Origin of the sequence: Aestuariivirga sp., assembly GCF_037139295.1 — a bacterium.
Classification (GTDB): domain Bacteria; phylum Pseudomonadota; class Alphaproteobacteria; order Rhizobiales; family Aestuariivirgaceae; genus Aestuariivirga.
Genome location: NZ_JBAXGR010000017.1, coordinates 26,106 through 47,795, shown reverse-complemented (window position 1 = coordinate 47,795; position 21,690 = coordinate 26,106). Strand labels below are relative to the sequence as shown.

Here is a 21,690-nt window from a genome sequence, read left to right as displayed (position 1 = left end):
CAGCTCACGGCATCTGCCATAAGGTTTGTCCTTCGCAACTTTTGGCAGGTGCATCGGCATGTCGGTGTTTTCATTCAAGCGGGTGCTCTGCATACTCGGTGTTTCGGCTGTTCTGGCAGTCGCAGGCTCGGCCGCTTGGGCACAGGAGCAGGTATCTTGCCCACCCTTCGGGACCTTGATCGATCTCGTAAAGCAGCCTTATGCCCTTTGCGCCGGCGCCGAGACTGTAAACTTCGACGAAATCACTTATGCCAAGTGCAAGCTCAAGTTCGGCAACAGCCTGAGCGCGGGGCAGAACTATCCGTTCCCTGCCGATCATCCGCTGTTCAACGCCATTCCACGTGAAGGCAACATCGCGACGGTCAACAAGGGACGGCCGGGGCTCAAGGGCTATGTGGTCAGCACCTATAGCCCGCCCGCCGGCGCCATCAGCCCCCGCAAGGAACTCGCGCTCTACACATGCAACAGCGGCGGCTCATACGCGCAGTGCGACGGCGGTCTGTGTTTCGGTAGCACCACCGGCACGACCTCATCGCTGTGGGGGAAGGTGGGGAAGGGAGAGATCATCTGCTCCTGCCCAGTCGTCACCACTGACACGAGCTTCCAGGTCTTCGGTCCCGGACAGTGCCCAACCACCCAGGAGGCCTATGACCGTGTCTGCGCCAAGAACGCCACGGCAAAGAACAATGGCGCAATTCTCTATATCGGTTCACCAACCACGGGGCCGGAGACATTTGCAGCCTGCCTCGGTCAGCCTGTAACCTTCAATCATTGCGACCGGCCCGCGAACTGACTGCGGCACATACGCCGGCTTCGACGACATCGTCCACGGGACCACTTTCCCGGCCTCGGCCCTGTGCGCTTGCGCCAGGTCACTGATGAGTATGTGGCAGGCCATAGGAAACCCGGCTGTCACCTCTCCTGAATATTCCTCTCCCCACTGCGTGGGGGACAGAAACTAAGGGTGGCTTCTCTCCGCCGCGATCAATTCCCGCTCGCTGTCCACCATGTAGTCACGCTGCAGCGGCAAGGTGTCGACGGCCTTGGCCAGCTGGATCTGGAACACCATGTGCTTGAAGTAGCGAAAGCTCAACTCGCTGGTGATGAGGTAGAACTCCCACATGCGGCAGAACGTCTCGCCCAGCAGGGCCTCTGCCTTGCCGCGGTTGGCTTCGAAGCGGTCGTACCAGGCGCGCAGGGTTTCAGCATAATGCAGGCGCCAGATTTCGGTGTCGGTCACCCACAGGCCCGAGGATTCGATTGCGGCGAAGGTTTCCGACAGGGCGGGCGAATAGCCGCCGGGGAAAATATACTTCCGCAGCCATTTGCCGCAGGTGCCCGGCCCGCCCTTGCGGCCGATGGCGTGGACGAGCGCCACACCGCCGGGCGCCAGCAGGCTCTGGATCTTGCCGAAATACTGCTGGAAATAGGAAATGCCCACGTGCTCGAACATGCCGATCGATACGATGCGGTCGAAGGTTCCTTCGACGTCGCGATAATCCTTGAACTGAAAACTGGTCTTGCTCGAAAGGCCCAGCTCATCGGCCCGCTGCTGCGCGAGTGCGAGCTGCTCCTTGGACAGCGTAACACCGGTGACGTGAACATCGAAGTTTTGCGCGAGGTAGATGGCCATGCCGCCCCAGCCGCAGCCGATGTCGAGCACGCGCTGGCCGGGCTTCAGGTCAAGCTTGGCGGCGATATGGCGAAGCTTGTTCTGCTGGGCTTCCTCGATCGTGTCGGCGGGCGAGCGGAAATAGGCGCAGGAGTAATTCATGCCGCTGTCGTGGAACAGGCTGTAGAGCTCGTTCGACAGGTCGTAGTGATGCGCCACGTTGCGCTGCGACTGGAGCAGCGTGTTGCGCTGCCACAGTGACTTCATGCGCTTGGCCATGCGCCGCAGCGGCTTCTGGATGGGAAGCTTGCGCGAGACTCCCCGGTTGATGGCGAACAGCGTCAGGAAATTGCGGAGCGTCCCCTGCTCGATGGTGAGCGTGCCGTCCATTTAGGCCTCGCCCGCCTTGAGGTCAGGGTTCCAGACGAGCGACCGGTAGAGCGACGGGTCATGCAGCTTGACGCGCACAAAGGGCTCGGCCGTGCCCGCGTAGCGGTGGACTTTGCCATCCGCATCCACCACTTCGAGGGGACCGGTCCTGATGATCTTCGTCAGCATGGTGTTCAGAAGCTTCATCAGAAAAGATCCTCACCTCGCCGGGGTCACGGCGTGTCTGCCCGGTCGTTTGTGCCCTGGGGTGGCCGTCCTCGGCCTGGCGGGCCGGAAGCTAGCCGCTCGGCTGCGATGTGACAACGCGTGAAAGCCGGATTCCGACGCGCATTGCCGTAAACAGCCCTCGCGGGCCGCGGGTCGAGCCGCTATAGATGCCCACATGTTCACGTGGATCGTCTTCGGTTTCCTTCTGGGGCTCCAGCACGCGCTGGAAGCCGACCATATCGCAACCGTTGCCTCCATCGCCGCCGACAAACGGGGCTTCAGCCGCATTGTGCGGCACGGCGGCATGTGGGGACTGGGCCATGCGCTGACGCTGGGCGCCTTCGGTGGCGCGGTCTATGCGCTGGAACTCACCCTCAATGGCCGCCTGGCCACCGGGCTCGAATTCGCCGTCGGCCTCATGATGGTACTGCTGGGCGGGCGGCTGATCTATGCCATCGTCAAGGCGCGCATCCATTTCCACATCCACCGCCACCGCACCGGCGAAGTGCACTTTCACGCCCACAGCCATGCGGGCGATGTCAGGAACCATGCACTGAGCACCCATGCCCATGGCCATCAAAAGGGTGCCTGGGGCCGCAGCCTGGCCATCGGCATGATGCACGGGCTGGCTGGCTCCGCCGCGCTGGTGGCGCTCACGGCATCCAGCGCGCCTTCGGTTCACGTTGGCGTTGCCTTCATGCTGGTCTTCGCCGCAGGCTCGATTGCCGGCATGGCAGCCTTCTCGGCGGTCATTGCCGTACCCCTGTCCTGGACGGCGAGCACGCTGACCTGGGCCAGCCGGGCGCTTCAGGTTCTGGCCGGCATCATCGCCGTGGGAATTGGCCTCCGCACGATCATCGAGACAGCACCTGTGCTGTTCGGCTGAGCGTAGCGCCAACTCCTCCTTCATCATGCCCGGGCTTGACCCGGGCATCCTCTTCAGTGGCCGCCAAAAAAGATCGCCGGACAAGCCCGGCGATGATGAATGCGAGATGGGCGAACAGACCTACTTCACCAGCTGCTTCACCAGCGCCTCCACGAGGCGCGGCAGGTCATAGGGGAAGCGGGCGGTGATCAGGTTGCCGTCCACCACGCAGGGCTCGTCCAGCACGGTGGCACCGGCATTGGCGAGGTCGGGGTGGATGTTCCACACGGCGGTGGCTTTCTTGCCCTTGAGGATGCCCGCACTGACCATCACCCACTGGCCATGGCAGATGGCGGTGGTGGGCTTGCCCGAGGCCAGCATGTCCTGCACGAACTTCTGGGCGTCCTTGTCGGCGCGCAGGAAGTCCGGGTTCCAGCAGCCGCCGGGGAATAGGCAGGCGTCGTAGTCTGCCACCTTCGCCTCATCCATGTAGCAGTCGATCTGCAGCCAGCCGGCATTTTCCATCAGGCGGATGGCCAACACATGGGTCTTGGTGAGCGGGGGAAAGCGCAGGCCCAGGGTCGGGTGGAACTCGCCGATGCGCGGGGCCACCACATGCACTGTGGCGCCATGCTCGGTCAGCCACTTGGTGGCGCCGACGATCTCGATTTCCTCCACCCCGTTCGAGCAGCAGATGGCGATCTTCTTGCCCTTGAGCAGCTCCGGGTTCGACGGCGGGTCGAACAGGAACTTGTGGAGCTCGCGATTGAGTTCGCCATCCGCCGACACCAGAAGCTCGGTCGAGATCGACGGCACAGGCGAAGGCGTCATGAAGGCCTGGGCCCTCAGCAGTGCGGCGTTGGTGGCGCTGGCAGGATCATGCGGCTTGTTCATGGGCGGGTCCTCCAGTTCGTCGTTTGAAAGGCGTATATCAGGAATTGACAAGAGGCGCGAGACGGTTTGTCCTGCGCCGGTGCTTGGGAGGGCATGTCAATGAAGCTTGGATTCAATCTGCTGCTGTGGACGCCGCACGTCACGCTGGCGCATGAGCCCGTTTTGCGGGCGCTGAAGAAGACCGGGTATGACGGCGTCGAGATTCCGATGTTCGAGGGCGACCCCGCCCATTACGCCAGGCTCGGCGCACTGCTGGACAAGATCGGACTCGAGCGCTCGGTGGTGAGCGTCATCCAGGGCAAGAACCCGCTGTCACCCGACAAGGCGAGCCAGGCCGCCGCCCTCGACTACGCCAAATGGGCCATCGACTGTTGCGCCGCACTGGGCGCCCCCATCCTCGGCGGACCGATGCATTCGGAACTGGGCTTCTTCTCCGGCAACCCCGCCACCGCAGCCGAGCGGAAGCGCGCCCTCTCCTTCCACAAGAAGGCGGGCGACCATGCGGGCAAGAAGGGTGTCACCTTCGCGCTCGAGGCGCTGAACCGCTTCGAATGCTATTTCCTCAACATCATGCAGCAGCTGAACGACTATCTGGACGAGGTCGACCACCCGCACGTCCAGGGCATGTATGACACCTTCCACGCCAACATCGAGGAGAAGGACCCGGTGGCTGCGATCAAGACCATCCGCCCGCACATGGTGCACGTCCACATCTCCGAGAATGACCGGGGCACGCCGGGCAAGGGCCATGTGCCGTGGGCTGAAACCTACAAGGCATTGAAGAAGGCGAAGTATGATGGCTTCCTCACCATCGAGGCCTTCGGCCGCTCGATGCCGGCACTCGCCGCTGCCACCCGGGTGTGGCGCGACTTCGCGCCCTCGCCGGAGGAAGTCTACAAGCTCGGCTTCCGCAACATGAAGCAGGGCTGGGCGAAGGCGTGAAGGCGGGCGTGAAGCCGGTCTACGTCATCGGCACCTGCGACACCAAGGAGGCGGAACTCCGCTACGCGGTGGCGCAGGTGATCGCCGCTGGCGCCCCTGCCCTGCTTGTCGATATCTCCACCACGCCAAGCACGGCGAAGACCGACGTGACGCCGGCGATGGTGGCGAAGCACCACCCACAGGGTGCCGATGCCGTGCTGGGTCATGCCGACCGTGGCAAGGCAGTAACCGCCATGGCGGAGGCGCTCGGGCGCTATCTCCTGTCGCGCAACGACATCGGCGCGGTGCTGGGGCTGGGCGGCGGCGGCAACACCTCGATGGTGACGGAGGCGATGCGCGCGTTGCCGATCGGCGTGCCGAAACTGATGGTCTCCACCATGGCATCCGGCAATGTCGCCCCTTACGTCGGCCCCACCGACATCATGATGATGCATGCGGTGGCGGATGTTGCGGGCCTCAACGCCATCACGCGGCGGGTGATCGGCAATGCCGCTCACGCCGCTGCCGGCATGGCGATGAACGGCGTTCCCGCCACGCAGGAAGCCAAGCGCGCCGTGGGCCTCACCATGTTCGGCGTGACCACATCCTGCATCACGCAAGTCCGCCACCTGATCGACAGCGACTGCGAATGCTTTGTCTTCCACGCCACCGGCACGGGCGGGCAATGCCTGGAGAAGCTGATCGATTCGGGGCTCATCACCGCGGCACTGGACCTCACCACGACGGAAGTGGCGGACCACCTGTTCGGCGGCGTGCTTGCCTGCACGGACGATCGCTTCGGCTCGGTGATCCGCACGCGCATTCCTTGGGTGGGCTCGGTCGGTGCCTGCGACATGGTGAACTTCGGCGGGCGCGAGAGCGTTCCCCCTCGGTTCGACCATCGCAACCTCTATGTCCACAATGCGCAGGTGACGCTGATGCGCACGACGGCGGAGGAGAATGCCGCCATCGGTCGCTGGATCATCGAGCGCGTCAACCGCATGGAAGGCCCGGTTCGCTTCCTGCTGCCGCTCCACGGTGTCTCCGCCATCGACGCGCCGGGCAAGCCTTTCCATGATCCGGCTGCCGATGTCGCCCTGTTCGCCGCAATCCGCGAGGCCTGGAAGGCGGCACCCAACCGCCAGCTCATCGAGATCGACGCCCACATCAACGACCCGGCCTTCGCCGAGGCCGCCGTTCACCATTTCCGCGACATCACCAGAGGACAGTAGAATGGCCCGCGCCTATGCATCGATCATCCTGAAGGCTCCCGTCGAAACCGTGTGGGAGATCGTGCGGGATTTCAACGCGCTGCCGAAGTGGACGGGCGGCGGTGTCACCACCTCCAAGATCGAGAAGGGCCTCGACGCAGACGTCGTTGGCTGCATCCGCTCCTTCCACCTCGCCAATGGCGCGCTGGTGCGCGAGCGCCTGCTGATGTTGGACGATGCGAAGCGTTGCTTCAGCTATAATTTCGAGACGCCGGCCTTCCCGGTGAAAAACTACCTCGCCACGCTCAGGCTCTACCCTGTCACCCACACCGACCAGACCTTCGCCGAGTGGGAAGCGACTTTCGACGAGGCGCCAGGTGATGAGGCCAAGTATCAGAAGATCGTCTCCAACGACGTCTTCGCCGGAAACTTCAAGTCGCTTGGCAACCTGATCGCCAAGACGAAGCCTGCGAAGCCGGAAGGTGCCGAGCGCTGGAAGGGCTTTCAGCCCAACAAGGTGTGGACGTCACGCGTCATCAAGGCTCCGGTCGATGATGTGTGGAAGATCATGCGCGACTTCGCCGGCATGGGCGGCTGGCATGGCGAGATCACCAAGATGCACATGCTGAAGCGCCATCGCTCCGACAAGGTGTCCGGCATCCGCGACTTCCGCTTTGGGGACGGGCACCTCAACGAGGAGCTGCTGCACCTTGACGACATCACGCGCAGCTTCTCCTACCGCATCACCAAATGCGAGATCCCGTGGATGAACTATGTCTCGGGGCCCCGACTGTGGCCAGTGACGGCGGACAACACCACCTTCGGCGTCTGGACCGGCGACTGGGTGGCAAGCCCGCAGGACGACGTGGTGCTGATCCCGCGCACCGAGCAGAACGTCTACCAGCGGGCGTTTGCTGAACTGGAGCGGAATTACTTCGGCAAGAAGCGGAAGAAGTAGTTTTCCTGTATTCTTCATACGCGGGCTTGATGAGGGTGGAGTGAGGCCACGACCTCAATCCGTGTGGAATACGTTCTCCATGTCCGCCCACCACTCGCCGTCCTTGCGCGTTTCGAAGGTCACCTGCATGGGGTCGGTGATCTTCCACCACTCCTGCATGCGCGGCACCTCTGCCATCTTGCGCATGTCGACCTCGAAGTTGGTGCCGTGATACTCCCAATAGGCAAAGAGGATGTTCTCCGGCTCCTTGAGGAAGATCGTATAGTTCCGGATATTGGAGTCACGGATGGCCTTCAGCACCTCCGGCCAGACGGCGGCGTGGATGCGCTTGTACTCCGGGATGATCTCCGGCTTCAGCTTGATGACGCGTCCCATTCTCTGCATGTGCGGTTCCCTGTGCTTGCCATTGACCATTGGCGTTCTCCACATGAAGATCGCCAAAAACCGGAGGTGAGACAATGGGTGACTGGACGAAAAGATTTGGCCTCAAGGGCAAGCACGCGCTGGTGACGGGGGCGAGCAAGGGCATTGGCCTCGAGACTTGCAAAGTGCTGGCAGATGCAGGCGCCGACATCGCCGCCGTGGGCCGTGACCGCGAGGGCCTGGCCGAGGTGAAGGCAGCTGTTGAGGCACTGGGCCGGCGCTGCGTGGCGATCTCGGCCGACATGGCGACAGCCGATGGCCCGGTGAAGGCTGCTCATGACGCGCTGGCCTATTTCGGCCACATCGACATCCTGGTGAACAACGCAGGCATTGCCCTCATCGACAGGCTGGAGGATGCGAAGGTGGCCGACTGGGATGCCACCATGGCGGTGAACCTGCGCGCGCCCTTCCTGCTGGCGCGCGAGATAGTGCCCGGCATGATCGAACGCAAGGCGGGCAAGATCATCAATGTTTCATCGCAGGCGGGTGTGGTGGGCCTCGAGGGCCATGCCGCCTATTGCGCCTCCAAGGGGGGCCTCAACATGCTGACCAAGGTGATGACGGTGGAATGGGGCAAGCACAACATCCAGATCAACACCGTCTGCCCCACCGTGATCCTGACGCCGATGGGCGCGCAGGTGTGGGGGCAGCCGGAGAAGGGCGACCCGATGAAGGCCAAGATCCCGGGCGGCCGCTTCGGCATGCCGATGGAAGTGGCAGACGCCGTGCTGTTCCTCGCATCGTCTGCCTCCGACATGATCTGCGGCCACGACCTGCTGGTCGATGGAGGTTATACGGCGATATGACGCAACAAAGCGGCCCGCGCGCCTCAATAGGTGGCGCGGCCGCCCGAGACGTCGAACACCGCACCCGTCGAGAATGAGCATTCCTCGCTGGCAAGCCAGCAGACGAGGCTGGACACCTCATCAACCTTGCCCAACCGCCCCATGGGGATCTTGGACAGCATGAAGTCGATGTGGCTCTGGGCGATCTGCTCGAAGATGGGCGTGCGCACGGCGGCGGGTGTCACGCTGTTGACCGTGATGTTGGTCTTCGCCAGTTCCTTGGCCAACGACTTGGTGAAGCCGATCACCGCCGCCTTGGACGCCGAATAGGCCGACGCGTTGGGGTTGCCCTCCTTGCCGGCAATCGAGGCGATGTTGACGATGCGGCCGTAATTGCCGGCGATCATGTGGGGAACCACGGCACGGTTTGTGTAGAAGGTGCCGTTGAGGTTGATGGCGATGGTGCGGTGCCAGTCATCCATGGTGATGTCGAGGACGGTTGCGGTGGGGCCGGCGATGCCTGCGCTGTTCACCAGGATGTCGATGCCGCCCAGCTGCTTCACCGTTTCGGCGGCCGCTGCCTGCACCGAATCCCAGTTGGAAATGTCGGTCTTGATACCGCCCTGCATGTCCCAGATGGCGACCTTGCCGCCCTCGGCGGTGATGCGCCTGGCGACTGCCTCGCCGATGCCTGAGAGACCGCCCGTGACGACGGCACGCCTGCCTTGAAATCTCATCGCTTGATCTTCCAGTTCTTCATCTTGTCGATTGTGTCTTCGAAACTCACGATCCCGGCGTCAGAGCCAAGCCCGGTGGCAACGAGCCCGGCGGAAGCCTGGGCGAAGCGCAGCGAGGTCTCCACATCCATCTTGTGGTGAAGGGAGGCGATGAAGCCCGCATCGAAGGCATCGCCGCAGCCGGTCGTGTCCACCACCTCGATCTCATAGGCAGGCGACCTGAGGCGCGTGCCATCCTTGTGGGCGTAATAGGCGCCATCGCCGCCCAGCGTGAAGACGCAGCATTGGGCCCCCTTGTCGAGGTAGAACCTGGCGCAGTCCTCCGGGCTTTCCTGCCCCGACATGTCCTTGGCCTCTTCGATCGAAGGCATGAAATAATCAATATAGGGGAGAAGCGGTTCGACGATCCCAATGGTCTCGGCGCTCGCCGCAATCAGATCAAAGGTGACGGTGCGGCCGCGCCTCTTGGCTTCCTTCAGCAGCGTGACGGAGGCCGGGCCATCGAGCTTCTTCAGAAGCCCGGTGCCGCCGAGGTGGATGATGGGCGCATCGAAAACCTTCTCGTAGGCGGAGGCTGGCACGTCAAAGTGATCCGATGCGCCGCGCACGTGGAGTGCAGGACGGTCGCCATTGGGGCGCACGTTGAGGATGGTGGCGGAAGTCGGAACACCCTTGATGCGCTGCATGGCCGAGGTGTCGATGCCATGCTTCTGGAGCGTCATCAGCACCCAGTCGGCCTTCTCGTCGTCACCCACCGCGCCGACGGCGAGGCTCTTCAGGCCAAGCTTCGCGGTATCGACCACCGTGCCGCCGGCGGTGCCGGCAACGGTCAGGCGAATCTCCTCGATGAAGTCGACGTTACCGCGGTCAGGAATGCGGGTGACGGGCCGGCCCAGAACATCGAGGATGTAGAGGCCGATCACAGAAACGTCGTTCGCCATGTCAGTCCCGAATCTTGTTCATGATCGTTATGATCACCGCCAGCACCGCCGCCACGGCAGCGATGCCCCACACCAGCTGCTGGCGCCAGAAGGGCGGCGTTGCCAACTGCGCCTTGCCGGCCAGCGTGTTCGGATCCGGGGGCTTCAGGAAGAAGGCACCATAGAGATGCGCAGCGCCAATCGAGATCAGCAGCACGATGCAGAAGATCATCGCCACCACCATGGCGACGGTGACGACGCTGCGGAACTTCACGCCCGGCTGGGCCATGGGCAGCAGGTTGTTGATGAGCCCGGCGATGACCACCAGCACGCTGCCGATGGCGAAGAGCTTCAGGCTGAAGGGCTGGAAGATCAGAAGCAGCGCGAAGATGCCAAGCCCGATGATGAAGAATTCGAGGCGCAGCGCCTGCGGGCGGGTCATCCCCTGATCATGGTTGCTCATGCGCGCACCGCCTTGCCGTCCTGGCCGAAGAAATGCGTCTGCCGCGGATCGGGCTTCAAATGCAGCGCCTCGCCCACCTTCACCCGCTTGTCGCGCGGAACCACCACGCGAATGTCACCGCCCGAGGCGGTGCGGGCATGGATCAACGTCTCCGCACCCATCGGCTCGATCAATTCGGCCTGCGCTGCAATCGTGTCGCCACCCTTGTCCTGCACGGTGGAGAAGGCGCGGGGCCGGATGCCGACGGTGACCTTCGACGGCCTGAGGCGCGAGACCGCGGGGTCTGCCGCGATGCTGAGCGACTGGCCTGCCAGCATGACGTCGGCCTTGCCGTCGCCGAAGCTGCGGAGATCGGCCTCCACAAGGTTCATCTGCGGCGTGCCGATGAAGCTTGCCACGAAGACGTTGGTGGGCTTGGCGAAGACCTCGTGGGGCGTGCCGACCTGCTCGATCACGCCATCCTTCATGATGGCGATGCGGCTGGCCATGGTAAGTGCCTCGAGCTGGTCATGCGTGACGATGACGGTCGCCTTGGAGAGGCCTGTCAGCACTTCCTTGATCTGGCCGCGCATGGAATGGCGGAGCTCGACGTCAAGCCGCGAGAGCGGCTCGTCGAAGAGGAAGCAGTTGGGATCACGCACGATGGCGCGGGCCACGGCGAGGCGCTGCTTTTCACCCTCCGAAATCTGGTTCGGCATGCGGTCCAGCACCTCGGTGAGGTGCATGATCTTGGCGACCTTCATGACGCGGGCGTCGGAATCAGCCTTGGACAGTCCCTCGTAATGAAGCGGCATCGCGATGTTCTGGCCCACGGTGAGGGCCGGATAGAGCGCGTAGAACTGGAACACCATGGCGATGTCGCGCTTTTGTGGCGACAACTCGTTCATGCGCTGGCCCGCGATGATCACGTCTCCGCTGGTGGCGCGCTCGAGGCCGGCAATCATGCGCAGCGTCGTGGTCTTGCCGCAGCCAGAGGGTCCGAGGAGACAGACCACTTCGCCTGCTTCCACTTTCAGATCGGCATCCTTCACCGCGGTGAAGGAGCCGAACTGCTTGGTGACTTTTCGGATTTCAATCGTCGACATGTCAGCGCTTCACGGTACCGAAGGTCACGCCCCTCAGCAGATGGTTCTGCAGGAAGAAGGTGACGAGGAAGACGGGGATGAGGAACAGGGTTTCAATCGCCGCCAGCAGCGTCCAGTCAGTGCCGCGGCCGCCAGACGAGACCGCCTGGTTCATGGCCACCGGCACGGTGCGCGTGTCAGGTCCTGACAGCAGCAGCGCAAAGAGGAACTCGTTCCAGGTGAGAATGAGGCCGAAGACGAAGGTTGCGGCAAGGCCGGCGACAACCTGCGGCAGGGCGATCTTGAAGAAAACCCTCACGTCCGACGAGCCATCTATGCGGGCGGCGTCTTCCACGTCGAGCGAAAGTTCGTCGAAGAAGCTCTTCATCATCCAGATGGTGAAGGCCAGGTTGAAGGCGGTGTAGAGCAATATGATGCCGGTATAGGAGCCCGACAGCCCCACCACGCGGAACATCAGGATCACCGGAATGATGACCACGATGGCCGGCAGCATGCGCGTTGTCAGGATGATGAACAAATAGGTGTCGTTGCCCTTCAGCGGATAGCGCGAGAAGCCGAAGGCGGCGAGCGTGCCGATCACCAGCGCCAGCAGCACCGATGACGAGGCAATGACGATGGAGTTGAAGAAGTAGCGGTCGAAGCCCGTGGCTTCAGGTGCACCACCCGTGGTCATGGAGCGCATGAACACAGAGCCGAAGTTATCCAATGTCGGCGTGAAGACGTATTTGTCGGGGATCAGCCCAAAGAACGAGGTGGGCGACAGGGTGGGCGGCACCGAGAGGGCTGCATCCTGCGGCTTGAAGGCGGTGAAGATGATGAACAGAACGGGCAGGAAGTAGATGAGCGACACGATGGCAACCGCCAGCGTGCGGCCCCAACCGGCCTCGCCTACGCCACTCGCCTTGCGGAAGCCAAGCGCCTCCCAGATGGAGTTGTGTTCGGTCATGGCTCAGGCTCCCTCGCTGCGGCGATTGGCGATGTAGAGGTAGAGGTTGGTCAGCACGATCACCATGAACAGCATGAGGTAGGAAATGGCGGCACCCTCCGACGTCTTGTTCTGCTCGTTGGCGATACGGATCAGGTGATACGAGATCGTCATCGTGTCATTGCCGCCCTTGGTGAGCAGGATGACGAGGTCGGCGAGCTTGAAGGCCTCGATGGTGCGGAACAGCAGCGCCAGCATGAGCAGGCCGCGGATATAGGGGAAGGTGATGGTCCAGAACTGGCGCCACTTGGACACGCGGTCGATGGCGGCTGCCTCATAGAGGTATTTCGGCACCGAGACGAGGCCGGCCAGCACGAGAAGCATCACGAAGGGCGACCACATCCAGGCATCGGCGAAGACGATGCCTGTCACCGCACCCACCTTGGAACTCATCAGGATAAACTGACCGCCGGTGATGGCGTTGACCACATAGCTGAGGATGCCGAAGGTCGGGTCATAGTAATAGGTGAAGAACACGCCCGAGGCGACGACGGAAAGCATCATCGGCGTCAGCACGAGGATGAGCAGGTACTTGCGCAGCGGGAACTGCTTGGCGAACAGCATAGCCAGCAGGAAGCCGACGATCATCTGCGCAGTGACGGTGAGCACGACGAACATCGCCGTATTGACGAGGGCCGCCCAGTTGGCGGGCGCCGCGATATCGTTGGTCAGGACCTTGATATAGTTGGCAAGACCCACAAAGCGGATCGACTGCTGGTTCGACTGGTAGGCGTAGAACGAAAGCCCCAGCGACCACAGCAGCGGGAAGATGTTCATGACGAAGAGCACGGCGATTGCCGGCGCCACGAGAAGCCCACCGTAATATTTACGGCGATAGGCATTGATCACGAAGGCGGCGGCGATCATGGCCGCCATGGCACCAATGACCAGGAAAGACGCGGAGGCCGGCAGTGCGATGGCAGCGATCACCGACACAATGAGCCCGACCAGAATGGCGAGTTTCCAGTTGTCGGGGGACAGGCGCATGAGGGCTGGCGGCGAAGCTGTCGCTGTCGTGGAGGTCATCGGCACTGAATTCCGGAGGGGAAAAGAAGGGTGCGGGGACAAGCATCCCCGCACCCGGGGTTGAGGCGTGTTACTGGATCAGGCCGGCGTTCTTCAGCAGGTCCTGCTGGAACTTGGCGACGTTATCCAGCGTGGTCTTGGCGTCCTGCTTGCCGGTGATGGCAAGGTCGAACTGGTCCTGCTGCTGCGTCAGGAGCTCGAAGAACTGCGGCACGTGCCACACGTCCTTCTGCCAGTCGAGCTGCGGGGCCCAGGCGCGGTTCCACGGACGATAGGTCACGTACTTCGGGTCTTCGTAGACCGACTTCACAGCCGACTGGCCGCCCGAGGCCGCGAACTGGTGCTGGATGTCGTCAGACAGCCACCACTTCACGAATTCGACAGCTTCCGTGGTCTGCTCCGGCGTCGTCCAGGTGGTCAGCACGAAGGGCTGGCCACCGATGTTGGACCAGCGGATCATCTTGCCGTCCGGACCCATGGTGCCGGGCATCTGGCCGAACACCAGCTTGTCCGAAACCTTGGATGACTTCGGATCGAGCGAGGCTTCGCCCAGGCCGATCCAGTCGATGTTCATCGCGACCTTGCCTTCGCGGAACAGTTCGTCCGACTTGAAGATGTCCATGGTGCCGGTCTTGGCGACGGGCGGCATGTACTCAAGCATGCTCAGGTACTTCTCGAGGGCCGCGACGGCCTGGGGAGAGTTGACCACGCCTTCAGCCTGACCGGTCGGAGCCTGGGTTTCATCCCACACGTTGCCGCCCATCTGCCAGATGAAGCCGTTGATCTGCATCGACGAGAAGTCGTAGCCCTTGCCGGCCTGGAAGGCGATTCCATAGAAATCGTCCTCGGCAGGCGCACCGGCCAGCATCTCGCCCTTCTTGCGGCGGAAGAATTCGCCGACGTTCTTGAAGTCATCCCAAGTCATGGCGTCGAGCTCTTCGCCCGTGCAGGGAAGCTTCTTGCCGTACTTGGCCTGGAAGTTCTTCTGCTCTTCCTCGTTGCAGAGAATGTCCTTGCGGCCGTAGTTCACCAGAACGTCCGGGAACTGCGGGAAGCCGTAGTAGTTCTCCGACTTGTAGGGGTAGGTCGAATAGGCCGCGAGCGGTGCGGGGTGCACGCTCATCAGCGTCTTCTTGAACTCCGGGTCGGCGTCGAGAAGATCGTTGATCTTGCGGTAATAGCCGCCTTCCACGAAGGCGCCGAGCCACTGCGAGTCCGAGACGATGAAGTTGTACTTCTGCTCGCCGGACGTCAGCGACGCGTTGACGCGCGTGTAGAAGTCGGGCCACGGAATGAAGTCGACGTCGAGCTTCACGGTGTTGCCGGACTTCGGCTTGTACTGCTCGTCGAAGAACTTCTTCATGATGCGGGTTGGCGGCCAATCAGGCACCGCCATCGTCAGCGTCACTTCTTCCGCAAGGGCTTGAGCCGCCCCTCCGGTCATCAGGGTTGCGGCGAGGCCTGCAGCGGCCGCGAACCCTTTCATCTTCGTAACAACGGTCATGTCAGGTTTCCTCCCATGGTTAACCGTTAGGCTTCAGGCCGAAAACGTCAGGTCATTGCCTGTCCGCTGGCGGCACGGAAGATGTGAATCTTGCTCAGGTCGATGGCGATCGGAACAGCGTCGCCGGGCTTGAGGCCCGATGCGACTTGTTCGGGAAGCACCATGCGCAGCGTCTCGCCCCCGGCCTCGACCGAGACGACGGTCACGTCGCCCAGGGGCTCGATAAGGTGGACGCGGGATGGAACGGCGGCCTCGCCCGCGGCAGCGGGGCGCAGGTCGCTCGGACGGATGCCGACGAGTGCGGCCTCGCCCGCATTGGCGGAATGGAGCTTGCGGCCCGCAATAAGCTTGCCAAGCGGCGTGTCGAGGCTCGACAGATCGGCGGCGAGACTCGCCTTCACCAGGTTCATGTGCGGCGAGCCGATCTTGCCCGCCACATAGGTGTCAACCGGCTGCTCGTAGAGTTCGTCCGGCGTGCCGCGCTGCACGACGGCGCCATCGCGCAGCACCGCGATCTCCTCGCCCATCGACAGGGCTTCGAGCTCGTCCGGCGTGGCATAAATAATGGTCATGCCGAACTGGCGGTGCAGCCGCTTCAATTCCGCGCGCATGTCATGGCGCAGCTTGGCGTCGAGGTTGGTGAGCGGCTCGTCGAGCAGCAGGATCTTGGGGCGACGGATCAGCGAGCGGCCCAGCGCCACGCGCTGCTGCTCGCCACCCGACAATGTGTTGGGCTTGCGCTCGAGGCGATGCGAGAGCTTGAGCATCGCCGCGGTTTCCTTCACGCGCGTGTCGATCTCTTCCCGGCCAACGCCCTCTTCCTTCAGCGGATAGGCGAAGTTTTCGTAGACGGTGAGATGCGGATAGAGCGCGAAGGACTGGAACACCATGGACACGCCACGGCCCGCGATGGGCGCGGTGGTGACGTCATGACCATTGATTTCAAGGCGGCCTGAATCGGTTGCGACGAGACCCGCGATGGTGCGCAGTGTTGTTGTCTTGCCAACCGAGCTGGGCCCGAACAGCACGAAGAAGCGACCCTCGGCCACGTCGAAGGACAGATTTTCGAGCGCGCGTACTTTGCCGTAGGATTTTGAAATCCCCGACAGTCGCAGTGCTGGAGCGTTGCTTCCGGCCATTCCCATTCCCTGTCTCAGCGGCCCTCTGGGCTCTTCTTGGCGAAGGAGACTAACCTGTCTCCGACGATTTGCAAGACGCCTTTCAACCTCTCCAACACCTGTGGCACAGCCACTTGTGCCTAAACTTCATGCAAACTTGAAATCAGTCTTTGGCGCTCTCCCACTGACCGGTCTGCGCCGACTTGAGCACGGCATCGGTCACGAGATCAGTCGCCAGCGCATCACGGAAGGTGGGAGCGGCAGGATTGCCCAACGTCAACCCGTCGATAAAGTCGGCGGCCTGATGAATGAAGGTGTGCTCGTAGCCAATCTGCAGGCCCGGAACCCACCACTTGGCCATGTAGGGGTGGTCGCCGTCGGTGATGTGCACCGAGCGCCAGCCCCGCGTGCGGCCCTCGTCGCGGTGGTCGAAATACTGCAGCCGGTGAAGGTCATGCAGGTCCCAGAAGATCGAGGCATGTTCGCCGTTGATCTCCAGCGTGTAGAGCGCCTTATGGCCGCGGGCATAGCGCGTCGCCTCGAAGCTGCCGAGCGAGCCGTTGTCGAAACGCGACAGGAACAGGCTGGCATCGTCGATGCCCACCTTCTCGGTCTTGCCGGTGATGTTGTGGTGGCGCTCCTTGATGAAGGTCTCGGTGAGGCCGGTGACGGAACTGATGCCGCCGTTGAGCCACATGGCGGTGTCGATGCAATGCGCCAGCAGGTCACCCGTGACACCCGAACCGGCAACGCCGACGTCGAGTCGCCACAACCCCTGGCCGCCCTGCGGCAGGTCCTTGGAGATGGTCCAGTCCTGCAGGAACTTGGCACGGTAGTGGAAGATCTTGCCGAGGCGGCCCTCGTCGATGAGCTGCTTGGCCAGCGTCACGGCAGGCACGCGGCGATAGTTGTACCACACCATGTTGGGCACACCGGCGCGCTCCACCGCTTCGACCATCTTTCTTGATTCGGCGGCGTTGCGGCCCAAGGGCTTCTCGCACATCACCATCTTGCCCGCATGCGCGGCGGCGATGGCGATCTCCATGTGGGTGTCATTGGGGCTGGCGATGTCGATCAGGTCGATCGACTTGTCGTCGACCAGCTTGCGCCAATCGGTGACGCTCGATTCATAGCCCCACTGATCCGCAAATTCCCTGGCCTTATCGGCATTTCTCGCGCAGATCGTCTTGAGCACCGGCTTGTAGCCGAGGTCGAAGAAATGCGGCGCCTGGGAGAATGCGTTGGAGTGGGTGCGGCCCATGAAGCCATAGCCCACCATGCCGATGTTGAGAGCTTTCTTCGCCATCCGATCAGCCCTCCCAGCCATGCGCATCGCGGACCTTGATCATGACACCGAGAATGTCGTTCCAGGTCTGCTGCTTCATCATCACTTCATTCGGGAACATGCAGCCATCCCAGCAGATGTGCTTCATGGTCTTGGTGAGGGAACCGTCCTTGTTCCTCAGCCACATCCCGGCATGCTTCACGATGTCGAGGCGGCCGTTGGGGTCGGTTACCATGCAGTGGCGGCCGGTCTTGTCATGGTAGCCCATGCCCTTCACCGTGCCGTCGTTCTGGGCGACGTGGAAGTCGATGGTCCAGGGGCGGAGCATGTCGGTCATCTTGACGAGGGCCGCATCGAGCTGGGCCTGGTCCTTCCAGTCAAAGCCTTCGGGCAGGAGTGCCGCCTCGGGCGCATTGTAGCCCATGGTGTAGAGCAGCGTGTGGGCCATGTCGGCCTGGAAGCCGATGATGCCGGGGCGGTCTGTCGCCTCAAGGGTATCGACCATGGCCTTCCAGCTGTGCATGCCGCCCCAGCAGATCTCGCCCTCGGCGGCCAGTCGCTCGCCGAAGTCCTTGGCGACGTCGCAGGCCTCGCGCCAGGTCTGGGCGATCAGCTTGGTGCTGGCCACGGGGTCCTTGGCCCAATCGGCCGGGCTCGAGGCCGAGTCGATACGGATGACACCATATTTGCGGACCCCTAAGTCGCGCAGCGCCTTGCCGAGTTCGCAGGACTTGCGCACGTTCGCCACGAACTTGGCGCGGTCCTCGGCCGAGCCCATGGCGGAGCCGCCGCCCACCGGCGGCCAGACGGGCGCCACGATGGAGCCGATGGCGAGGTTGTGCTTCGCGGCCTTGTCGGCCAGCGCCTTCGCTTCGTCAGCGGTGAAGTCGATGTTTGTGTGCGGCGCAGCATGAAAAATGTCGATGCCGTCGAACTTCACGCCATTGACCTCTGCCTTGGCGGTGAGCGCGATCATCGTATCAAGGTCGATGGGCGGCTCCGAGTCCGGTCCCTTGCCGACGAGCCCAGGCCACATCGCATTGTGAAGCTTGGGAAAATTGTTCTTGCCCGCCATGTTGCCTCCCACGCGGTTAGCTTCTTTTTTGTGATGCTAGACTCGAATCCGCCTTGCTGTCCAGAACTGTTATATTAGTATGACAGCCATGCCCGTGGACCTGACCACACTTCGGCTTGACCGCTCCCGCCCCTTGCGTGACCAGATCTATCCGCTGGTGCGCGGGCTGATCCTGAGCGGCGTCATCAGGCCCGGCGAAGTGATCGACGAGAAGGCGATCGCAGCACAGCTCGATGTTTCCCGCACGCCGGTGCGCGAGGCGGTGAAGCGGCTCTCCGACGAGCACCTCGTCGATGTCGTCGCCCAGTCTGGCACCAGGGCCTCGAAGATGGACCGCAAGGCCATCGAGGAGTCCTTCCTCATCCGCCGCGCGCTGGAGATGGAAAGTGCGGCCCAGGCGGCACAGCACATGAGCCAGGAACATGCCGACCGCCTCCACGACATTCTTGCCCGCCACGAACGCGCGGTGGAAAAGCGGCTGTTCGCCGAGGCCATCGCGCAGGATGATGCGTTCCACCACGCCATCACCGAGATCAGCGACCTGCCGCGGGTGTGGAGCACCATCGAGATTTCCAAGGCCCAGCTCGACCGCTGCCGCCATATGATGCTGCCGCGCGCCGGACAGGCGGAAGCAACTCTGGAGCAGCACCGCGAGATCATCCGTGGGCTGAACAGCCGCGACTCCGCCAAGGCGGCTGTCGCCATGAAGGCCCACCTCGATGCCGCCTACCGCAGCACGGTAGCAGTGCTGGACGGCCCTGGGCTGGTCTAGCGCCGGATCACTGCACCGGGCGCGAGGCTGCCTTGCGGAATTGCCGCCTGCCATGTGGCGTGGCATGGACTAGACCAGCCGAACCGAAACTTCCCGCCCACCATCACGGACCCTGATGACCCGCAGCACGCCACGCGCCTTCCTGTCGCATACCGACATCCGCACCATCGTGATCGGGGTGGGCGTTGCCATGTTCCTGGGCGCGCTGGACCAGACCATCATCGCCGCCGCCCTTCCCGCCATCGCCAGCGATCTTGGCGGCTTCGACGCCATATCCTGGGTGGCGAGCATCTATCTCCTCACCGCCACGGCAGTGACGCCGCTCTATGGCAAGTTCAGCGACATCAAGGGCCGCCGCACCGCGATGACGCTGGCTGTCGTGACCTTCGTCGTTGGCTCCGTTGCCTGCGCGCTCGCCCCTTCCATGGGATGGCTGATCGCAGCACGCGCGCTCCAGGGCCTTGGCGGTGGCGGCCTCATCTCGCTTGCCCAGACAATCGTCGCCGACATCGTGGCGCCCAAGGAACGCGGCCGCTACCAAATCTATTTCGCCAGCGTCTTCCTGCTGGCAAGCCTGCTCGGGCCTACACTCGGCGGCTTCTTCACACAGCACCTGCACTGGACGCTGATCTTCTGGATCAACCTGCCGCTGGGCGCCCTTGCCTATTTCATGAGCAACAATGCCCTCAAACGCCTGCCCCGCCATGACCGGCCGCATGAGCTTGACGTGCTGGGCGCCGTGCTGCTCGTGGCGGCCACGGTGGCGATGATGCTGGCGCTGCATGACGGCGGGACCGTCTATCCCTGGACCTCGGCGCGCATCCTCGGCCTGTTCGCCGGGTCGCTGGCACTGTGGCTGCTCTTCGTCTGGCGCATCCGCACCGCGCATGAACCGCTGATCCCGCTTTCGGTCTTGAACAACAACGTGGTGGCGCGCGGCACCGTGGCGGCCTCCTGCGGCATGGGCGCCTATATCGGGCTGTCGATCTACCTCCCCGTCTATTTCCAGTCGGCCCGCGGCATGAGCACCACGGAGTCAGGCCTCGGCCTCATTCCGCTGATGGTCGGAACCGTCATTGGAGCGACCATCGCGGGGCAGTTGATGGGCCGCATCGTGCACTACAAGCGCGTGCCGGTGATCGGCCTGTTTTTCGCAGCACTTGGCGCCACGTCACTGGCGCTGTGGGCCGATGCCATGCCGCTTTGGCTGTTTGCCACCGTGCTGGCCGTCATCAGCATCGGGCTCGGTACCGTGCTCCCCACCACCACCGTCGCGATCCAGAACGCCGTGGAGGTCCATGAGCTCGGCACCGCCACCGGCACGATGAACTTCTTCCGCCAGCTCGGCAGCGCAGTGACGGTGGCGATCTTCGGCGCGTTGCTCAATGCCTCCGGCATCAGCGAGGCAGCACTTCACACCGCGGGCAGCGTGGCCGCCGGCGGCTTCACGCCGATCTTCGCCGCCACGGCGATCGGCTTCTGCATCGCTTTTGTCTTCATCCTGTGGATGAAGGAGCGGCCTCTGCGCTCCTCGGCGCGGCATGCGGCGGAAGCGGTGGTGGTGGACTAGACGGCGGCGCTCTTCGTCTTGCCGTCCAGCGTCATCAGTGCACCATAGAGCTCAGGCCTCCGATCGCGGAACACGCCCCATGAACGCCGAAGCTCGCGGATCGCGTCCATGTCGAAGCTCGCCAGGCGCAGGCCCTCTTCCGTGCGGTCCATCTCCTCGACCTTCTCGCCCTGATAGTCGGCGATGAAGGAGCGGCCGTAGAAGATGTCGGAACGCCCGTCGGGTGCGGTCTCCTTGCCAACACGGTTCGATGCCATGAGCGGCATGATGTTGGCCGCCGCATGGCCACGCATGCAGTTCTGCCAGTGGCTTGAGGAATCATAATCCGGGTTCGGCGGCTCAGAGCCAATGGCGGTGGGATAGAGCAGTATTTCCGCACCCATCAGCGCCATGGCACGCGCACATTCGGGGAACCACTGATCCCAGCAGATGCCAAGACCGATGCGGCCCGCGGCCGTGTCCCACACCTTGAAGCCCGTATCGCCGGGTGAAAAATAGAACTTCTCCTGATAGCCGCGACCATCCGGAATGTGGCTCTTGCGATAGATGCCGAGCTCGCGGCCGTCGGCATCGACGAACACGGTGGTGTTGTAATGCGCGGTGCCGGCGCGTTCGAACACACTGACGGGCAGCACCACACCCAGCTCCTTCGCCAATGCCGCGAAGCGCTTCACCGTCGGGTGACGGTCAAGCTCCTCCGCCTGCGTGAGGAACTTCGCGTGCTGCTCGATGCAGAAGTAGTCGCCATCGAAAAGTTCCTGCAACAGGATGAGCCTGGCACCCTTGGCTGCGGCTTCGCGCACCAGACGCTCCGCCTTGTCGCAATTTTTCGTCCAGTCGTTATCGGAAGCCATCTGGGTGATGGCGACTGTGAGCATGGTCAT

At 63.0% G+C, this 21,690-nt stretch carries 21 protein-coding genes and 1 pseudogene; 8 read left to right on the top strand and 14 right to left on the bottom strand.

Annotated elements, in window-relative coordinates:
• Positions 1-58: 58 nt before the first annotated feature.
• Positions 59-793 (top strand): hypothetical protein, encoded by a 735-nt coding sequence (locus WCJ41_RS07220; protein WP_336905169.1) that lies wholly within the window; start codon positions 59-61, stop codon positions 791-793.
• A 165-nt stretch (positions 794-958) separates the two neighbouring features.
• On the opposite strand, the pseudogene WCJ41_RS07215 reads toward WCJ41_RS07220, so the two are convergent.
• A pseudogene (locus tag WCJ41_RS07215) lies at positions 959-2,188 on the bottom strand (cyclopropane-fatty-acyl-phospholipid synthase family protein).
• A 196-nt stretch (positions 2,189-2,384) separates the two neighbouring features.
• On the opposite strand from WCJ41_RS07215, the gene WCJ41_RS07210 reads away from it, so the two are divergent.
• Positions 2,385-3,095, top strand: a complete 711-nt coding sequence (locus WCJ41_RS07210; protein ID WP_336905168.1) for an urease accessory protein — start codon at positions 2,385-2,387, stop codon at positions 3,093-3,095.
• A gap of 120 nt (positions 3,096-3,215) precedes the next feature.
• Here WCJ41_RS07210 and WCJ41_RS07205 read toward each other — a convergent pair whose 3' ends face one another.
• Complete coding sequence (locus WCJ41_RS07205) at positions 3,216-3,968, bottom strand: DJ-1/PfpI family protein (protein WP_336905167.1); 753 nt, start codon at positions 3,966-3,968, stop codon at positions 3,216-3,218.
• A 99-nt stretch (positions 3,969-4,067) separates the two neighbouring features.
• Here WCJ41_RS07205 and WCJ41_RS07200 point away from each other — a divergent pair, with 99 nt between their 5' ends.
• The 3 genes from WCJ41_RS07200 to WCJ41_RS07190 are packed head-to-tail and all read left to right on the top strand — an operon-like array spanning position 4,068 to position 7,058.
• On the top strand, positions 4,068-4,910 hold the full coding sequence (locus WCJ41_RS07200) for a sugar phosphate isomerase/epimerase family protein (RefSeq protein WP_336905166.1): 843 nt from the start codon (positions 4,068-4,070) through the stop codon (positions 4,908-4,910).
• Between the two features lie 8 nt (positions 4,911-4,918).
• Positions 4,919-6,121: a Tm-1-like ATP-binding domain-containing protein gene (locus tag WCJ41_RS07195; protein WP_336905165.1), complete on the top strand. Its 1,203-nt coding sequence runs from the start codon at positions 4,919-4,921 to the stop codon at positions 6,119-6,121.
• 1 nt (position 6,122) lies between these two features.
• Complete coding sequence (locus tag WCJ41_RS07190) at positions 6,123-7,058, top strand: SRPBCC family protein (RefSeq protein ID WP_336905164.1); 936 nt, start codon at positions 6,123-6,125, stop codon at positions 7,056-7,058.
• A gap of 54 nt (positions 7,059-7,112) precedes the next feature.
• On the opposite strand, the gene WCJ41_RS07185 is transcribed toward WCJ41_RS07190, so the two are convergent.
• On the bottom strand, positions 7,113-7,442 hold the full coding sequence (locus tag WCJ41_RS07185; RefSeq protein WP_336905163.1) for an L-rhamnose mutarotase: 330 nt from the start codon (positions 7,440-7,442) through the stop codon (positions 7,113-7,115).
• 74 nt (positions 7,443-7,516) lie between these two features.
• Between WCJ41_RS07185 and WCJ41_RS07180 the strand changes: the two genes are divergently transcribed.
• Positions 7,517-8,287 carry a glucose 1-dehydrogenase gene (locus WCJ41_RS07180; RefSeq protein WP_336905162.1) on the top strand — a complete coding sequence of 257 codons (771 nt, stop codon included), beginning with the start codon at positions 7,517-7,519 and terminating at the stop codon, positions 8,285-8,287.
• Between the two features lie 23 nt (positions 8,288-8,310).
• Here WCJ41_RS07180 and WCJ41_RS07175 read toward each other — a convergent pair whose 3' ends face one another.
• From WCJ41_RS07175 to WCJ41_RS07130, 10 genes are all read right to left on the bottom strand, one after another.
• Positions 8,311-9,003, bottom strand: coding sequence for an SDR family NAD(P)-dependent oxidoreductase (locus WCJ41_RS07175; protein WP_336905161.1), 693 nt, complete (start codon positions 9,001-9,003; stop codon positions 8,311-8,313).
• The gene (locus tag WCJ41_RS07170) at positions 9,000-9,944 is read right to left on the bottom strand and encodes a sugar kinase (RefSeq protein WP_336905160.1); all 945 of its coding nucleotides are present in this window, start codon (positions 9,942-9,944) and stop codon (positions 9,000-9,002) included. The genes WCJ41_RS07175 and WCJ41_RS07170 overlap by 4 nt, the downstream gene beginning before the upstream one ends.
• A 1-nt stretch (position 9,945) precedes the next feature.
• Positions 9,946-10,386: a hypothetical protein gene (locus tag WCJ41_RS07165; protein ID WP_336905159.1), complete on the bottom strand. Its 441-nt coding sequence runs from the start codon at positions 10,384-10,386 to the stop codon at positions 9,946-9,948.
• Complete coding sequence (locus WCJ41_RS07160; RefSeq protein ID WP_336905158.1) at positions 10,383-11,471, bottom strand: ABC transporter ATP-binding protein; 1,089 nt, start codon at positions 11,469-11,471, stop codon at positions 10,383-10,385. Before WCJ41_RS07160 ends, WCJ41_RS07165 begins: the two co-directional genes overlap by 4 nt.
• A 1-nt stretch (position 11,472) precedes the next feature.
• Complete coding sequence (locus WCJ41_RS07155; protein ID WP_336905157.1) at positions 11,473-12,417, bottom strand: carbohydrate ABC transporter permease; 945 nt, start codon at positions 12,415-12,417, stop codon at positions 11,473-11,475.
• Positions 12,418-12,420: 3 nt separating this feature from the next.
• Positions 12,421-13,482: a sugar ABC transporter permease gene (locus tag WCJ41_RS07150; RefSeq protein ID WP_336905156.1), complete on the bottom strand. Its 1,062-nt coding sequence runs from the start codon at positions 13,480-13,482 to the stop codon at positions 12,421-12,423.
• Between the two features lie 70 nt (positions 13,483-13,552).
• Positions 13,553-14,986, bottom strand: coding sequence for an extracellular solute-binding protein (locus tag WCJ41_RS07145; RefSeq protein WP_336905155.1), 1,434 nt, complete (start codon positions 14,984-14,986; stop codon positions 13,553-13,555).
• 47 nt (positions 14,987-15,033) lie between these two features.
• Complete coding sequence (locus WCJ41_RS07140; RefSeq protein WP_336905154.1) at positions 15,034-16,125, bottom strand: ABC transporter ATP-binding protein; 1,092 nt, start codon at positions 16,123-16,125, stop codon at positions 15,034-15,036.
• A 142-nt stretch (positions 16,126-16,267) separates the two neighbouring features.
• Positions 16,268-17,410: a Gfo/Idh/MocA family oxidoreductase gene (locus tag WCJ41_RS07135; RefSeq protein ID WP_336905153.1), complete on the bottom strand. Its 1,143-nt coding sequence runs from the start codon at positions 17,408-17,410 to the stop codon at positions 16,268-16,270.
• 4 nt (positions 17,411-17,414) lie between these two features.
• The gene (locus tag WCJ41_RS07130) at positions 17,415-18,464 is read right to left on the bottom strand and encodes a TIM barrel protein (protein WP_336905152.1); all 1,050 of its coding nucleotides are present in this window, start codon (positions 18,462-18,464) and stop codon (positions 17,415-17,417) included.
• 79 nt (positions 18,465-18,543) lie between these two features.
• Here WCJ41_RS07130 and WCJ41_RS07125 point away from each other — a divergent pair, with 79 nt between their 5' ends.
• Positions 18,544-19,236 carry a GntR family transcriptional regulator gene (locus tag WCJ41_RS07125; protein ID WP_336905151.1) on the top strand — a complete coding sequence of 231 codons (693 nt, stop codon included), beginning with the start codon at positions 18,544-18,546 and terminating at the stop codon, positions 19,234-19,236.
• Positions 19,237-19,351: 115 nt separating this feature from the next.
• Positions 19,352-20,806, top strand: a complete 1,455-nt coding sequence (locus tag WCJ41_RS07120; RefSeq protein ID WP_336905150.1) for an MDR family MFS transporter — start codon at positions 19,352-19,354, stop codon at positions 20,804-20,806.
• Here WCJ41_RS07120 and aguB read toward each other — a convergent pair.
• Positions 20,803-21,690, bottom strand: coding sequence for an N-carbamoylputrescine amidase (aguB, locus tag WCJ41_RS07115; RefSeq protein WP_336905149.1), 888 nt, complete (start codon positions 21,688-21,690; stop codon positions 20,803-20,805). The genes WCJ41_RS07120 and aguB overlap by 4 nt on opposite strands.

What these genes read in the sequence shown, in the direction of transcription:
- WCJ41_RS07180 (WP_336905162.1), top strand. Translation starts at nt 7,517, where the DNA reads ATGGGTGACTGGACGAAAAGATTTGGCCTCAAGGGCAAGCACGCGCTG.
- WCJ41_RS07140 (WP_336905154.1), bottom strand. Translation starts at nt 16,125, where the DNA reads ATGGCCGGAAGCAACGCTCCAGCACTGCGACTGTCGGGGATTTCAAAA.
- WCJ41_RS07135 (WP_336905153.1), bottom strand. Translation starts at nt 17,410, where the DNA reads ATGGCGAAGAAAGCTCTCAACATCGGCATGGTGGGCTATGGCTTCATG.
- WCJ41_RS07175 (WP_336905161.1), bottom strand. Translation starts at nt 9,003, where the DNA reads ATGAGATTTCAAGGCAGGCGTGCCGTCGTCACGGGCGGTCTCTCAGGC.
- WCJ41_RS07190 (WP_336905164.1), top strand. Translation starts at nt 6,123, where the DNA reads ATGGCCCGCGCCTATGCATCGATCATCCTGAAGGCTCCCGTCGAAACC.
- WCJ41_RS07120 (WP_336905150.1), top strand. Translation starts at nt 19,352, where the DNA reads ATGACCCGCAGCACGCCACGCGCCTTCCTGTCGCATACCGACATCCGC.
- WCJ41_RS07200 (WP_336905166.1), top strand. Translation starts at nt 4,068, where the DNA reads ATGAAGCTTGGATTCAATCTGCTGCTGTGGACGCCGCACGTCACGCTG.
- WCJ41_RS07145 (WP_336905155.1), bottom strand. Translation starts at nt 14,986, where the DNA reads ATGACCGTTGTTACGAAGATGAAAGGGTTCGCGGCCGCTGCAGGCCTC.
- WCJ41_RS07125 (WP_336905151.1), top strand. Translation starts at nt 18,544, where the DNA reads ATGACAGCCATGCCCGTGGACCTGACCACACTTCGGCTTGACCGCTCC.
- WCJ41_RS07160 (WP_336905158.1), bottom strand. Translation starts at nt 11,471, where the DNA reads ATGTCGACGATTGAAATCCGAAAAGTCACCAAGCAGTTCGGCTCCTTC.
- WCJ41_RS07210 (WP_336905168.1), top strand. Translation starts at nt 2,385, where the DNA reads ATGTTCACGTGGATCGTCTTCGGTTTCCTTCTGGGGCTCCAGCACGCG.
- WCJ41_RS07155 (WP_336905157.1), bottom strand. Translation starts at nt 12,417, where the DNA reads ATGACCGAACACAACTCCATCTGGGAGGCGCTTGGCTTCCGCAAGGCG.
- WCJ41_RS07130 (WP_336905152.1), bottom strand. Translation starts at nt 18,464, where the DNA reads ATGGCGGGCAAGAACAATTTTCCCAAGCTTCACAATGCGATGTGGCCT.
- WCJ41_RS07165 (WP_336905159.1), bottom strand. Translation starts at nt 10,386, where the DNA reads ATGAGCAACCATGATCAGGGGATGACCCGCCCGCAGGCGCTGCGCCTC.
- WCJ41_RS07170 (WP_336905160.1), bottom strand. Translation starts at nt 9,944, where the DNA reads ATGGCGAACGACGTTTCTGTGATCGGCCTCTACATCCTCGATGTTCTG.
- WCJ41_RS07185 (WP_336905163.1), bottom strand. Translation starts at nt 7,442, where the DNA reads ATGCAGAGAATGGGACGCGTCATCAAGCTGAAGCCGGAGATCATCCCG.
- WCJ41_RS07220 (WP_336905169.1), top strand. Translation starts at nt 59, where the DNA reads ATGTCGGTGTTTTCATTCAAGCGGGTGCTCTGCATACTCGGTGTTTCG.
- WCJ41_RS07205 (WP_336905167.1), bottom strand. Translation starts at nt 3,968, where the DNA reads ATGAACAAGCCGCATGATCCTGCCAGCGCCACCAACGCCGCACTGCTG.
- aguB (WP_336905149.1), bottom strand. Translation starts at nt 21,690, where the DNA reads ATGACCATGCTCACAGTCGCCATCACCCAGATGGCTTCCGATAACGAC.
- WCJ41_RS07150 (WP_336905156.1), bottom strand. Translation starts at nt 13,482, where the DNA reads ATGACCTCCACGACAGCGACAGCTTCGCCGCCAGCCCTCATGCGCCTG.